Origin of the sequence: Streptomyces sp. Je 1-369, assembly GCF_026810505.1 — a bacterium.
Classification (GTDB): Bacteria; Actinomycetota; Actinomycetes; order Streptomycetales; family Streptomycetaceae; genus Streptomyces.
This window is the reverse complement of the sequence record NZ_CP101750.1, coordinates 1,743,847-1,757,347: the sequence shown is the minus strand read 5'-3', so window position 1 is coordinate 1,757,347 and position 13,501 is coordinate 1,743,847. Positions and strand designations below refer to the sequence as shown.

Below are 13,501 nucleotides of genomic sequence, written 5' to 3'. Positions count from 1 at the left end.
CACGACGCCCGGCTGACCTGCGTAGACACGGGAGCGTGTACATGAACCTCAAGCGCCGCTGCACCGCCGCAGCCGCCGTGCTCGCCGTCGCGGGGGCCGGGCTCCTCGGCGTCCAGGCCACCGCCGAAGCAACGCAGCACGCCCGGCCGAAGGCCGACAAGTGCCCCACGCCGACCGTCTCCGCGGGCTGGTACGGCAAGAACAAGGCGCGGATCCAGCGCATGGTGGACCAGTACGGCAGATGCGGTGAAGGCGGGGGAGGCAAGGGTGGCGCCAAGCCCGTCGCCATCTTCGACTGGGACAACACCGTCATCAAGAACGACATCGGCGACGCCACCATTTTCTGGCTGCTGCGCAACGGCAAGATCCGCACGCCCGAGCGGGGCGACTGGCACACCACGAGCCGCTACCTCAGCGACACCGCGGCCAAGGCCCTCTCGAAGGCCTGCCCCGCCACCCGCACCACCCTGCCCACCCACCGCGACACCGCCTGCGCCGACGAGATCCTCTCCGTCTACAGCGAGGGCACCACGACCTCCGACAAGGCCGCCTTCGCCGGGTTCGACCACCGCCGCATGGAACCGCAGTACGCCTGGCTCGCCCAGCTCACCCGCGGCTGGTCCACGCGCCAGGTGCAGCAGTTCGCGGCCGCGGCCCGCAAGGAGAACCTCGCGGCGCCGGTCGGAGCGGAGCAGCAGGTCGGCAGTCACCGGGTCACGGGCTGGGTGCGCTACTACGACCAGCAGCGCGACCTGATCCGTACGCTCAAGAAGGCCGGGTTCGCCGTCCACGTCGTCTCCGCGTCGCCCGAGCCGGTCGCCGAGGTGTGGGGGCGCGCCGTGGGCGTCGACGCCCGCCACACCCTCGGCATCCGCAACGTCACCGCGCACGGGAAGCTGACCGCGCACCTCAAGGGCTGCGGCACCGTCAGGGACGGCGACGACTCGATGATCACGTACATCGACGGCAAGCGCTGCTGGATCAACAAGGAGATCCTCGGCGTGCGCGGCGCGGCGGCCGAGAAGGTCCAACCGGCCGCGAAGCGACAGGTGTTCGCGGCGGGCGACTCCGACACGGACGTCTCCTTCCTGCGCGACGCCACCGCCCTCAGGCTCGTACTGAACCGCAACAAGAACGAACTGATGTGCCGCGCCTACGAGAACGGCGACGGACGCTGGCTGGTGAACCCCATGTTCATCGAGCCGAAGGGCCGCAAGGCCGACCCCTACCCGTGCGCCTCCACCGGATACACCGAACGGGACGGCGGACAGGGCCCGGTGCGCCGTGGGGACGGCTCCGTGATCCCCGATCAGAGGGACACGGTGTACGGGGCGTCGACGGCGTCGTCAGGCTCGTAGGACTGATGTACGGTCCACTCACATGCGTAACAGAAACATTTTGGCGCTGACTCTGGCCGCGGCCGCCACCCTGGCGGCCGTACCCGCAGCACTCCCCGCGGCCGCCGCCACGGCCGCGCACCCCATGAACTCCCGCACCGCGGGCGGTGACTGCCCACAGCTGTCGAAGAAGCTGGAGTGGTACGGCAACAACCGTGCCAAGCTCCAGCGGACCATCGACGAGCGCGGCACCTGTGCGAACCCCGACCTGGGCCACGGCAGGAGCAAGCGCCCGGTCGCCGCGTTCGACTGGGACAACACCATCACGAAGAACGACGTCACCGACGCGACCATCGCCTGGTCGCTGCGGCACGACAAGATCCTGCGCCCCAAGAGCTGGAAGTCCACCAGTAAGTGGATGACCGACGACGCGGACCGCGCGCTCACCGAGGCGTGCGGCACGAAGGTCCCCGTCGGCAAGCCGCTGCCCACCTCCAGGAACCGTGCCTGCGCCGACGAGATCTTCGAGGTCCGCGAGGACGGAAAGACGATGAGCGGCGCCGCCGCGTTCGCGGGGGAGTGGGACCACCGGCACACCGTCCCGCAGTACGCCTGGGTGCCGCAGCTCTTCGCCGGGCACACCGTCCCCGAGCTGGAGTCGTACGCCGCGAAGGCCCGCAAGGAGGCGCTCGCCGCCCCCGTCGGCGCCACCCAGACCGTCGGCACGCACGAGATCCCCGGCTACGTCCGCTACTACGACCAGCAGCGCGACCTGATCCGTACGCTCAAGAAGGCCGGGTTCGACGTCTACATCGTCTCGGCGGGCTCGGAGCCGGTCACCGAGGTGTGGTCCAGGAGCGTGGGGATCGACCGCAAGCACACGGTCGCCATCCGCTCGGTCCTGGACCGCAAGGGCCGCATCACCACCTGGAACCAGGGCTGCGGCGGCGTCCCCGTCAACAAGGGCGAGGCCATCCCGTACATCGACGGCAAGCGCTGCTGGATCAACCAGGAGATCTTCAGGATCAAGGGCAAGAAGGCCTGGGACAAACAGGACTTCAAGCACCGCATCGCCCTCGGTGGCGGCGACGCCGACACGGACGTGACGTTCGTCGGCGACGCCACGGGCTCGCACCTCGTCCTGAACCGCAACAAGAGCGAGTTCATGTGCCGTGCGTACGACAACGAGGACGGCCGCTGGGTCGTGAACCCCATGTTCATCGAGCCGCTGCCGCGCAAGGACGGCACGTACCCGTGCTCGACCGCCGCGTACAACGAGCACGACGGGAACAAGGGGCCGGTGCGGCGGGAGGACGGCTCGGTGGTGCCGGACCAACAGGACCGGGTGCATTGATCGGACTCGGTGTACTGATCTTCGCGGCACGTCTTAGAGTGCCGGGATGAGCATGTCGACCCCGCCCGGCTGGTACCCGGACCCGCACCAGCCGTCCGCCGAGCGCTGGTGGGACGGAGCCGCCTGGACCGAGCACCGGCGGACGCCCGAGTACGCCCAGGCCGCCCCGGCACAGCAGGGGTTCGGGCCGCCGCAGGACACGACGTCGGTCATGCCGGTGGCGTCGGGCGGCGGCGGACGCCGGGCGAAGGTCGTCGCGCTCGGCGTCGCCGGGGTCGTCCTCGTCGGAGCCATCGTCGCGGGCGCCGTCACCCTCGCCGGGGGCGACGACGACCCGCAGGGCGGCACACCGGCGCCGAGCGCGCCCGCGAAGGACGATCCGGAGCCGGTCGCCTCGAAGGAGGAGTCGAAGGCGCCGACCACCGACCCCGACCCGGACACCCTCGTCGACGACCTCAACGGCATCACGCTCCCCGTGCCCGACGGCTGGGAGAAGGACGACGACTCCTTCGGCAGCGGCGCGACCATCCAGACCCCCGACATCGTCGACTGCCCCGGCGACTCCGGGCTCTGCCGCGAGGGCACCGTCACGTCGACCACGGTGACGGGCACGGACGAGACGGACCCCAAGGCCCTCGCCCTCGGCGACATCGAGGACGCGGCGGACGCCGCCTACGACAAGGACAAGCTGGACAACCGGCCCTACGGCGGCATCACCCGCCACGAGAAGGTCAAGGAAGGCCAGGTCGCGGTCGCGGGCCGCAGCGGATACTTCGTGCGCTGGCGCGTCCACACGGCGAAGGGCGACGGCGGATACGTCCAGTCGCTGTCCTTCGCGTCGAGCGTCGGCTCCGAGTCGATGGTCATGGTCCGCTTCAACGTCGGCGCGGGTGACGGCGCGCCGCCCGTCTCCGTCCTCGACGAGATCACCGACGGGATCCGCTCGGTCGACGACAGCGGGACCGGCGGCGGCGTGGGCAACGACGTCGAGCCGACGCCGTAGCGGGTACGTCACGTTCGGGATCGGTCAGAGGAACGTACGGCCCTCACCGCGGTACGTCGGGACGCTCCCCGTCACCCGGTCGCCCTCGACCAGGTGCAGCGTCTCGAACCGCTCGCACAGCTCCCCGGCCTTGGCGTGCCGGAACCACACCTTGTCGCCGATCCGCAGGTCGTCCGCGGGGGGCCCGTGCAGCGGCGTCTGCACCTCGCCGGCGCCCTCCTGCGCGTCGTACCGCAGCCCTTCGGGGAGGTACGGCTCCGGGGAGCGGTCCGTGCCCGCGACGCCCGACGCCGGATAGCCGCCGCCGAGCACCGTCACGGTGCCCGCGCCGGGCCGCCGCACCACGGGCTGCGCGAACAGTGCGGCCGGACGACCACTGAACGACGTGTAGTTGTCGAAGAGCCGCGGCACGAAGAGTCCCGAACCCGCGGCGATCTCCGTGACCGCGTGCTCGGCCGCGGTGTGCTGCACGCTGCCGGTACCGCCGCCGTTCACGAACTCCAGGCCCGGCGCGACCGCCCGCACCGCGGCGATCGTCTCCGCGCGGCGCGCGGCGAGCTCCTTGCGGGCCGCGGTCTGCATCATGCGGACCGCCCGCGAGCGCGCCGGGTGCCCGTCGACGGCGTCGCCCACGCCCGCGACGTGGCCCTCGTACGCCATGACGCCCACGAGCCGGAAGCCGGGACGCCGTTCGACGGCGCGGGCCAGGGCGGCGACCTGTACGGGGGAGTGCAGCGGTGAGCGGAGCGCGCCGATCCGCACCTTGCCGCCCAGCGCCCTGAAGCTGGTGTCCAGTTCCAGACAGACCCGCACCTCCTCGGTCCCACCGTCCCTGGCCTCGTCCATCAGCCGCAGCTGGGCCGGGTCGTCGACCATCACGGTCACGGAGGCCGCGAGCTTCGGGTCGGCGGTCAGCTCGGCGAACGCGGCGCGGTCCGCGGAGGGGTAGGCGAGCAGCACGTCGTCGAAGCCGGAGCGGGCCAGCCACAGCGACTCGCCGAGCGTGAACGACATGAGCCCGGCGAAGCCGTCGCGCGCGAGGACCCGTTCGAGCAGGGCACGGCAGCGCACGGACTTGCTCGCGACCCGGATCGGCTTGCCCCCGGCCCGCCGCACCAGGTCATCGGCGTTGGCGTCGAAGGCGTCCAGATCGACGATGGCGACGGGGGCGTCGAGGTGTGCGGTGGCCCGGTCGTAACGGGCCCGGTCTGCGGCACGGGCAGTCATGGGCGAAGCCTGCCAGACACGATTACCCGAGGGTAGGGGGATGATCCGGGCAGATCGCCCGGGGGTGCGGACCGAGTTCCCGTACGCCCTGTGTCTGCCCGTAGAGTGACGCGCACGGAGCCTGGCCGAGCGGTGCGCACGGAGCCTCGCCCGCCGAGCGCTCCGGCCGGCCGAGCGCGAGGAAACGGGGGGAGCATGAGCACGGAGGCGCCTGGCAACCCCGTCCCCCCGCGCCCCACCACGCCGCCCCACCCCTCGGCCCCACCGACCCACCCGCGCCCCGAGTCCCCACCGCCCCACGCCGCGACGACATCGATCCACCCGCGCCCGGAGTCCCGGCCGCCCCACTCCACGGCCCCACCGGCCCGTCCGGAGGCCCCGTCGGCCCGCCCCGAGGCTCCGCCGTCCCGGCCGTCGGCTCCGTCGGCCCGCCCCGAGGCTCCGTCGGCCCGCCCCGAGGCTCCGTCGGCCCGCCCCACGGTTCCACCGGCCCACCCCGAGGCCCCGCCGACCCGCCCCGCGGCTTCACCGGCCCACCCCGAGGCGCCGCCAACCCGCCCCACGGTTCCACCGGCCCACCCCGAGGCGCCGCCAACCCGCCCCACGGTTCCACCGGCCCACCCCGAGGTCTCGCCGACCCGCCCTGCGGCTTCACCGCCCCACCCCGAGGTCTCGCCAACCCGTCCCACGGCTTCCGCGACCCGCCCCTCAGCACCGCCAGCTACGTCCACGGCCCCATCGGATCCGCCCACGGCCCCATCCCACGAAGCGGCCGAGCCGCCGCCCGTGGCGTCCGCTCGCTTTCCTGATGTTCGGCCGCCCGTCGATCAGGACTGGGTGCTCGCACCCTCACGCGGTGACGCGGAGCCCGGCCGGGCGGCGCTCATACACGACCTCCTCGCCCCCTTCGAGAAGGCCCGCGCGGAACGGGAAGCCTCCGGCGCCACGGTCCCGGCCCCGCCCCCACCGGCCTCCGCCCGCCTGCCCGACGCCCCGCCGCCGCCCGCCGAGCCTCCGGCGAGCACGAGCACGGTCACGTCCCCGCTCGTGCCCGAGGCGCAACAGCCGCGCGCCACCGGCAAGTCGGCCGTGAGCCAGGACCCCGGGCCCGTCCTCCCCGGGCGGCCCGACAAGGTTCCGGCGCTGCGGGCGGTCGCCGGGAGCTCGCGTGCCGGTACGGAAGCGGTGCGGGGGACCGCCTCGCGCCGTGCCGTCGGTGCCGTCGATCTGTCGCCGGGGCCCGGGGCCGGGCGGCCCTTCGTGGCGTTCGCGCGGCCCGCGATGGACGACGACAGCACCACCCGGCTGCGCCCCATCGGCACCTGGGCGCGGCCCCGCGCCGCCGCCGCCGTCGTCTGCGTCGTGCTCGGACTCGGTCTCATCGGCGGTGCGGCGACGGGGAGTTGGCTGACCGGCGAGTCCGTGGCGGGCGGCACCACACGCAGCGCGTACGCCGTCACCGGCGCCCTCTGGCACAGCGTCCCCGTCGACCGGCTCTTCCCGCCCGAGCTCAAGGGCGAGGGCGCGGGCCCCGGCGGCGCCGACCGCTCCTGGACCCGCATAGCCGTCGCCCCGGACAGCGGCTGCGCGAACGCCTTCGACCCGCTGCTGCAGAAGGTCCTCGCACCGGTCGGCTGCCTGCGCCTGCTCCGCGCCACCTACGCGGACGCGACCCGCAGCCATGTCACCACCGTCGGCCTGCTGTTCACCAAGGCGGACGCCGACGCCATGCAGACGCTGCGGAACCGTTTCACGGACGAGGGACTCGACCGGCGCCCCGACCTGATGCCGCGCGCGTACGCGGCCAAGGGCACCGAGGCCGAGGGCTTCGGAGACTCGCAGCGGGCGACCTGGGTGATGTCCGTACTGCCGGACGCCCCGGTCATCGCGTACGCCGTCTCCGGATTCGCCGACGGCCGCGCCGTCACGGACCCCGAGCCCGCCACGGAGGCCATGGGCAGCAACACCACGTCGGCACCGGCCCAGTCCGGCCTCGGCCACGAGGCGAAGGGCATCGCCGACCGCGTCGAACGGGGCCTGCGCAAGACCATCGCGGCCGCGGAGAAGCCGTCGTGAGGCGCCCGGATGAGGGGCGGCGGGTGACGAGGGCGCGCCGCCGGACGGGCGTCGCCGCGGTGCTGGCCACGGCGCTGGCACTCATACCCGTCACCGCCACGACCGCCCACGCCGACGACGGCATCCGCGCCCAGCAGTGGGGCCTCGACGCCATGCACACCGGCCAGGTGTGGCAGACCACGAAGGGCCGGGGCATCACCGTCGCCGTCCTGGACACCGGCATAGACGCCGAGCACCCGGACCTCGCGGGCAACGTCCTCGAAGGCACGGACATGGTCGGCTTCGGCGCGGGCCGCGGCGACCGGCCCTGGGCCAGGCACGGCACCGCCATGGCCGGCATCATCGCGGGCCACGGGCATGGGGAAGGCCGTACGGACGGCGTGCTCGGCATCGCGCCCGAGGCCAGGATCCTGCCCGTCCGCGTGATCCTCGAGGACGGCGATCCCGCCCGCAAGAAGGCCCGCAACACCCGCGGCAACGCCCTCGCCGACGGCATCCGGTGGGCCGCGGACCACGGCGCGGACGTCATCAACCTCTCCCTCGGCGACGACTCCAAGTCCGCCCACCCCGAGCCCGACGAGGACGCGGCCGTCCAGTACGCCCTGAAGAAGGGCGTCGCCGTCGTCGCCTCCGCGGGCAACGGCGGCGAGCGCGGCGATCACATCTCGTACCCGGCCGCCTACCCCGGTGTGATCGCCGCGACGGCCGTCGACGAGAACGGCGCCCGCGCCTCGTTCTCCACCCGCCGCTGGTACGCCACCGTCGCCGCACCCGGCGACGACATCGTCATCGCCGACCCCGACCGCAAGTACTACGAAGGCTGGGGTACCAGCGCCGCCTCCGCCTTCGTCTCGGGCGCCGTCGCCCTCATCCGCGCCGCGCACCCCGCCCTGAAGCCCGCGCAGATCAAGGAGATCCTGGAGGACACGGCCCGCGACGCCCCCTCCGGCGGCCGCGACGACTCACGGGGCTTCGGCCTGATCGACCCGGCGGCCGCGCTGGACCGCGCCGGGCGGATCAAACCGCAGGGGCAGCGCACGGCGACGTACGGCACGAAGTACTACGGCAGCGGCCCGGACGAAACCACGTCCGACGACGGCCCCGCGGCCTGGCTCGGCCCCACGGCCGGCGCCCTCGGCGTCGCACTCCTCGCCCTGGCGGTCCACCTCTGGCGCACCAGGCCGCGGACGTCCCGGCGCGCCTGACCCGGCGGGGCCGGGTGGCTCACCGCCCCGCACAGCCACTCTGTAGGGTCGATGCCGTGGCGAACATGGCGAACACGGCGAACAAGAACATTCCCGACCCCGGCTTCTCCGACGACGACGGCACCGCCGATCCCCGGCTGGCCGCGGCGCTCGCCGGATGGGCCGCGGACCGTACGGCCCACGGGCCCGTCCTGGAAGCCCTCGCCGGAGCCCGGCTCCTCGTACCGGTCGTCGCCGTGCTCGGCGAGGTCGAGGAGGACGAGAACGGTCTGCGCCGCGAGAAGACCAGCGACATGGCCGTGCCCACCCTCAAGGCCGGTGACCGCAAGGCCCTGCCCGCCTTCACCTCCATCGAGGCCCTCGCCCTGTGGGACCCGGCCGCCCGCCCCGTCGCCGTACCCCTCCACCAGGCGCTGCAGGCCGCCGTCCACGAGCAGGCCGACACCATCGTCCTCGACCTCGCGGGCCCCGTCCCCTACGAACTGGGCCGCTCCGCGCTGCTCGCCCTCGCCGAGGGCCGGGCCAGCGCCGACCCGCTCGCCGACCCGGCCGTCACCGACGCGGTCCGTGCCGCCGTCGCCGCCGAGCCCGCCGTGCTCCGCGCCCACCTCGGCCCCGGCAGCGCGGACGGCACCCTCGCCCTCGTCCTCGACCCCGCCGCGGACCCGGCCGAGGCCGCCCAGCGCGTGGCCCGGCGGATCGCCGCCGACGAAACACTGAGGGCCCGCCTGGTGCGCGGCCTCGACCTGGCACTCCTGCCGGCCGAGGCGACGCCACCGGGCGAGCCCCTCTACGTACGTACGGTGTGAAACGACCGGCTCAGCCGAAGACCGGGCCCGTGTACTTCTCGCCGGGGGCCTGGCCGGGCTCGTCCGGCACCACCGACGCCTCGCGGAACGCCAGCTGCAGCGACTTCAGGCCGTCGCGCAGCGGAGCCGCGTGGAACGAGCTGACCTCCGTGGCGCTCGCGTCGAGCAGCCCGGCCAGCGAGTGGATCAGCTTGCGGGCCTCGTCCAGGTCCTTGTGACCCTCGCCGCCCTCGGCGAGACCGAGGTTCACCGCGGCGGCGCTCATCAGGTGGACCGCCACCGTGGTGATCACCTCGACCGCGGGGACGTCCGCGATGTCACGGGTCAGGGTGTCGAAGTCGGGGGAGTCGGCCCCGGGGGCAGCGGACTCGGGGGTGGGGGTCGTGTCGCTCATGCTCACATCTTCCTGAGGGCCGAAACGGTGTAAGCGTAGTTGATGGCGAGAAACGGGCTCCGTGAGGCGCCGCCCGGGACCACAGCTGTGTCGTGGCTGTCGGGGGCGGCATGACGAGGACCATACCGGCCGGGGCGTGGAGCCCCCGAAGTGCTGGTATTCTGGACAGCGACCGGTTGGCTCCGTAGTGAGTCAACCCGCAAGTGGAGGCTCCGAATCTCCCACCTGGCCGCCCTGAGGGCGGCGGGTCACCGGTCAGACGGTCCCATCGTTCCGTACGGACGATGGAATTGTCAGACGCGCCCCGCGGTACACCGTGGTGGTGCTCCGGTATGTGAGGAGCCCCGCCTGTGTTCCGGCCGGGGCATTTTTTGTGCGCCGAATCGGTTAGGTCCATCGAAAACAGACGTAACGCGGCTGTCCGCCAGACGGTCGCGTGGTGCTACCGAGGAGGATCCATCAGCGCCGAGCCCCGCATCAACGACCGGATTCGCGTTCCCGAGGTGCGACTTGTCGGCCCCAGTGGCGAGCAGGTCGGAATTGTTCCGCTTGCCAAGGCCCTGGAGCTCGCGCAGGAGTACGACCTTGACCTGGTCGAGGTCGCGGCGACCGCCCGGCCGCCCGTGTGCAAGCTCATGGACTACGGGAAGTTCAAGTACGAGTCGGCCATGAAGGCCCGTGAGGCGCGCAAGAACCAGGCGCACACGGTCATCAAGGAGATGAAGCTCCGGCCGAAGATCGACCCGCACGACTATGACACCAAGAAGGGTCACGTCGTCCGGTTCCTCAAGCAGGGCGACAAGGTCAAGATCACGATCATGTTCCGTGGTCGCGAGCAGTCCCGCCCCGAGCTGGGCTTCCGACTGCTGCAGCGTCTCGCTTCGGACGTCGAGGACCTTGGGTTCATCGAGTCGAACCCGAAGCAGGACGGCCGAAACATGATCATGGTTCTCGGTCCGCACAAGAAGAAGACCGAGGCGATGGCCGAAGCCCGTGAGGCCCAGGCGGCCCGCAAGGCGGACGCGAAGGCCAACCCGGGCCGCTCGCAGAACTCCGCCGAGGGGGAGGAGCTCGACGAGGCTCCCGCCGAGGCCCCGGCCGAGGCTCCTGCCGAGGCCTGATCCTCCGGACGCAGGTCCAGAGGACACCAATCGACATATCTGGCTCCCGGATGCCCGGTTTCACGACCGGGCATCGGAGTGCCCCTGACGAGGAGAGAACGGCGCTATGCCGAAGAACAAGACTCACAGCGGTGCCAAGAAGCGTTTCCGGGTCACCGGCTCGGGCAAGGTGCTGCGGCAGCGTGCCAACCGCCGCCACTACCTGGAGCACAAGTCGTCGACGCTGACCCGTCGTCTCGCCGGCACCGTCGAGCTGTCGTCGGCGGACGCCGCCAAGGCCAAGAAGCTCCTCGGTATGTGACGGCGCGCCCCGCACCCCCGGGGCGCAGCCGACCGACCATCGGGACCAAGCCGTTCTCGGGTCACGCAGGTGACCCAGCTACAAGGAGTTAACAAGTGGCACGCGTCAAGCGGGCAGTCAACGCCCACAAGAAGCGTCGGGCGATCCTCGAGCAGGCCAGCGGTTACCGCGGCCAGCGTTCGCGCCTGTACCGCAAGGCCAAGGAGCAGGTCACCCACTCCCTGGTCTACAACTACAACGACCGCAAGAAGCGCAAGGGCGACTTCCGTCAGCTGTGGATCCAGCGCATCAACGCCGCTGCCCGCGCCAACGGCATCACCTACAACCGCTTCATCCAGGGTCTGAAGGCCGCCAACATCGAGGTGGACCGCAAGATCCTCGCGGAGCTGGCCGTCAACGACGCGAACGCGTTCGCCGCGCTCGTCGAGGTCGCGCAGAAGGCGCTGCCGTCGGACGTCAACGCGCCCAAGGCCGCGTGACGCCGCGCTGAGCTCAGCGTGTATTCGGACCCGCAGGCCGGTCGGCTTGCGGGTTCGACTGTGTTCGGCCCCTTGTCCGCCGTCGTCCGTTCGCTGCCGCCCGCGCCCCTTTCAAGGGCGCTGCACCCGAGGTGAGTATTGATGGTTGCCGCTCCTGAATTGATCTCCGCCAGGTCGCCCCGTGTCAGTGCCGCGCGGCGGCTGGCCAAGCGGAACTTCCGGAGCAAGGAGCGACTGTTCCTCGCCGAGGGGCCGCAGGCCGTGCGGGAGGCCGCCGGGCACGGGCAGACGCTCGTCGAGCTGTTCGCCACCGTCGACGCCGCCGAGCGGTACGCCGACATCGTGGGGGAGGCCCGCGCCGCCGGTGCCCGCGTGCACCTCGCCGACGAGGACGTCATCGCCGACATCTCGACGACCGTCACCCCGCAGGGCCTCGTCGGCGTCTGCCGGTTCCTCGACGTGCCCTTCGAGAAGATCCTCGCCGCCCGGCCCCGGCTCGTCGCGGTCCTGTCGAACGTACGCGACCCCGGGAACGCCGGGACCGTGCTGCGCTGCGCCGACGCCGCGGGCGCCGACGCCGTGATCCTCACGGACGCCTCCGTGGACCTCTACAACCCCAAGTCGGTGCGTGCCTCGGTCGGCTCGCACTTCCATCTGCCGGTCGCCGTGGGCGTACCCGTCGAGCAGGCCGTGCAGGGGCTCAAGGACGCGGGCGTACGGATCCTCGCCGCCGACGGGGCCGGTGAGGACGACCTCGACGCGGAGCTCGACAAGGGCACCATGGGCACCCCGACCGCCTGGATCTTCGGCAACGAGGCGTGGGGGCTGCCGGAGGAGACCCGCGCACTCGCGGACGCCGTGGTGCGTGTTCCGATCCACGGCAGAGCCGAAAGCCTCAACCTCGCGACGGCCGCCGCCGTGTGCCTCTACGCGTCGGCCCGCGCCCAGCGCGCCTCCAGTACTCGCTGAGGGGGTCCGCTCCGTCACATCGAGCTAGTAGTGTGACGGGCTCGGGGGCCCCGACAGGTCCGAGAGGTGGGGTACGGGGAATGAGTGTGGGCACGAGCAGAGCACCGGGGGTACAGGACCTCGTCCGTGCTCGCGCGGACCACGGTGGTCCCGGTGACCTCGGCGGCCTCGGACTCGACCCCGACGAGCTGCCCGACGGGCTCGTCGTCGCGGACGAGACGGGCCACATCATCTGCTTCAACGCGGCGGCGGCGCGGATCACCGCCCTGCCGGCGGCCGACGCCCTCGGAACGCCCCTGGAGCACGCGCTCCCGTTAGAGGACCTGGAAGGCCGCCGCTGGTGGCAGCTGACCGATCCCTACGGCGGCCTCGCCATCCGCGTCGGCCAGCCAGAGTGCAACCTCCTCCTGCCCGGCGGCCGCGAAGTCCTCGTCTCCGCGCGCTACGTCCGCACCACCCGCACCGGCCCCGTCCGCCGCGTCGTCGTCTCCCTCCGCGACACCGAGGCCCGCCGCCGCACCGAGCGCAGCCACGCCGAGCTGATCGCCACGGTCGCCCACGAGCTCCGCTCGCCGCTCACCTCCGTCAAGGGCTTCACCGCGACGCTGCTCGCCAAGTGGGAGCGGTTCACCGACGACCAGAAGAAACTGATGCTGGAGACCGTCGACGCCGACGCGAACCGCGTCACCCGGCTGATCGCCGAACTCCTCGACATCTCCCGCATCGACTCCGGACGCCTTGAGCTGCGCCGCCAGCCCGTCGACATAGGTGCCGCCGTCGGCCGCCACATCCAGGCGCACGTCGCCGCAGGGCAGGACGCGGACCGCTTCCTCGTCCGGGTCCAGCGGCCGCTGCCCGACTGCTGGGCGGACCCCGACAAGGTCGACCAGGTGCTCAGCAACCTGCTGGAAAATGCCGTGCGGCACGGCGAGGGAACCGTCACCATCGAGGTGGCGCCCTCCTCGTCCGCGCGCGAGCGGGGCGGCGCCGAGACCGCCGTGACCGTGAGCGACGAAGGTCCCGGCATTCCGGAGGAGTCGATGGGCCGCGTCTTCACCCGCTTCTGGCGGGGCAGCAAGCGCGGCGGGACGGGACTGGGGTTGTACATCGTGAAGGGCATCGTGGAAGTGCACGGCGGGACGATCACCGTCGGCCGCGCACCCGGCGGCGGCGCCCGATTCCGATTTACGTTGCCCGTGGGGGCCCCGGCGTATCTCCAGTGACCC

Annotated in this window: 13 protein-coding genes; 11 read left to right on the top strand and 2 right to left on the bottom strand. The window is 72.3% G+C overall.

The features are described from left to right. Positions 1-41: 41 nt before the first annotated feature. The 3 genes from NOO62_RS08015 to NOO62_RS08005 are packed head-to-tail and all read left to right on the top strand — an operon-like array spanning position 42 to position 3,694. Positions 42-1,358: a haloacid dehalogenase-like hydrolase gene (locus NOO62_RS08015; protein WP_268770204.1), complete on the top strand. Its 1,317-nt coding sequence runs from the start codon at positions 42-44 to the stop codon at positions 1,356-1,358. 22 nt (positions 1,359-1,380) lie between these two features. Further along, positions 1,381-2,691 (top strand): haloacid dehalogenase-like hydrolase, encoded by a 1,311-nt coding sequence (locus NOO62_RS08010; RefSeq protein WP_268770203.1) that lies wholly within the window; start codon positions 1,381-1,383, stop codon positions 2,689-2,691. Positions 2,692-2,737: 46 nt separating this feature from the next. Further along, positions 2,738-3,694 (top strand): DUF2510 domain-containing protein, encoded by a 957-nt coding sequence (locus NOO62_RS08005; RefSeq protein ID WP_268770202.1) that lies wholly within the window; start codon positions 2,738-2,740, stop codon positions 3,692-3,694. A gap of 24 nt (positions 3,695-3,718) precedes the next feature. On the opposite strand, the gene NOO62_RS08000 is transcribed toward NOO62_RS08005, so the two are convergent. After that, positions 3,719-4,921 carry an amino acid deaminase/aldolase gene (locus NOO62_RS08000; protein WP_268770201.1) on the bottom strand — a complete coding sequence of 401 codons (1,203 nt, stop codon included), beginning with the start codon at positions 4,919-4,921 and terminating at the stop codon, positions 3,719-3,721. A gap of 837 nt (positions 4,922-5,758) precedes the next feature. Between NOO62_RS08000 and NOO62_RS07995 the strand changes: the two genes are divergently transcribed. The 3 genes from NOO62_RS07995 (at position 5,759) to NOO62_RS07985 (ending at position 9,011) form a co-directional block, all read left to right on the top strand. Further along, a complete protein-coding gene (locus NOO62_RS07995; RefSeq protein WP_268770200.1) occupies positions 5,759-6,997 on the top strand; it encodes a hypothetical protein in 1,239 nt (412 codons plus the stop codon). Further along, on the top strand, positions 6,994-8,202 hold the full coding sequence (gene mycP, locus NOO62_RS07990; RefSeq protein WP_414930779.1) for a type VII secretion-associated serine protease mycosin: 1,209 nt from the start codon (positions 6,994-6,996) through the stop codon (positions 8,200-8,202). Before NOO62_RS07995 ends, mycP begins: the two co-directional genes overlap by 4 nt. Before the next feature lie 65 nt (positions 8,203-8,267). Continuing rightward, positions 8,268-9,011: an SseB family protein gene (locus NOO62_RS07985; protein ID WP_268775509.1), complete on the top strand. Its 744-nt coding sequence runs from the start codon at positions 8,268-8,270 to the stop codon at positions 9,009-9,011. 10 nt (positions 9,012-9,021) lie between these two features. Here NOO62_RS07985 and NOO62_RS07980 read toward each other — a convergent pair whose 3' ends face one another. Next, positions 9,022-9,405 carry a DUF1844 domain-containing protein gene (locus NOO62_RS07980; protein ID WP_268770199.1) on the bottom strand — a complete coding sequence of 128 codons (384 nt, stop codon included), beginning with the start codon at positions 9,403-9,405 and terminating at the stop codon, positions 9,022-9,024. Between the two features lie 458 nt (positions 9,406-9,863). Here NOO62_RS07980 and infC point away from each other — a divergent pair, with 458 nt between their 5' ends. The 5 genes from infC to NOO62_RS07955 all read left to right on the top strand — a co-directional run bounded on the left by infC (position 9,864) and on the right by NOO62_RS07955 (position 13,498). Next, positions 9,864-10,526, top strand: a complete 663-nt coding sequence (infC, locus tag NOO62_RS07975; protein ID WP_268775508.1) for a translation initiation factor IF-3 — start codon at positions 9,864-9,866, stop codon at positions 10,524-10,526. 106 nt (positions 10,527-10,632) lie between these two features. Continuing rightward, a complete protein-coding gene (gene rpmI / locus NOO62_RS07970; RefSeq protein WP_268770198.1) occupies positions 10,633-10,827 on the top strand; it encodes a 50S ribosomal protein L35 in 195 nt (64 codons plus the stop codon). 95 nt (positions 10,828-10,922) lie between these two features. Further along, positions 10,923-11,306, top strand: coding sequence for a 50S ribosomal protein L20 (gene rplT, locus NOO62_RS07965; protein ID WP_016642495.1), 384 nt, complete (start codon positions 10,923-10,925; stop codon positions 11,304-11,306). Positions 11,307-11,447: 141 nt separating this feature from the next. Then, positions 11,448-12,275, top strand: coding sequence for a TrmH family RNA methyltransferase (locus tag NOO62_RS07960; protein ID WP_268770197.1), 828 nt, complete (start codon positions 11,448-11,450; stop codon positions 12,273-12,275). An 80-nt stretch (positions 12,276-12,355) separates the two neighbouring features. Beyond that, positions 12,356-13,498, top strand: a complete 1,143-nt coding sequence (locus NOO62_RS07955; protein ID WP_268770196.1) for an ATP-binding protein — start codon at positions 12,356-12,358, stop codon at positions 13,496-13,498. Positions 13,499-13,501 lie beyond the last annotated feature (3 nt).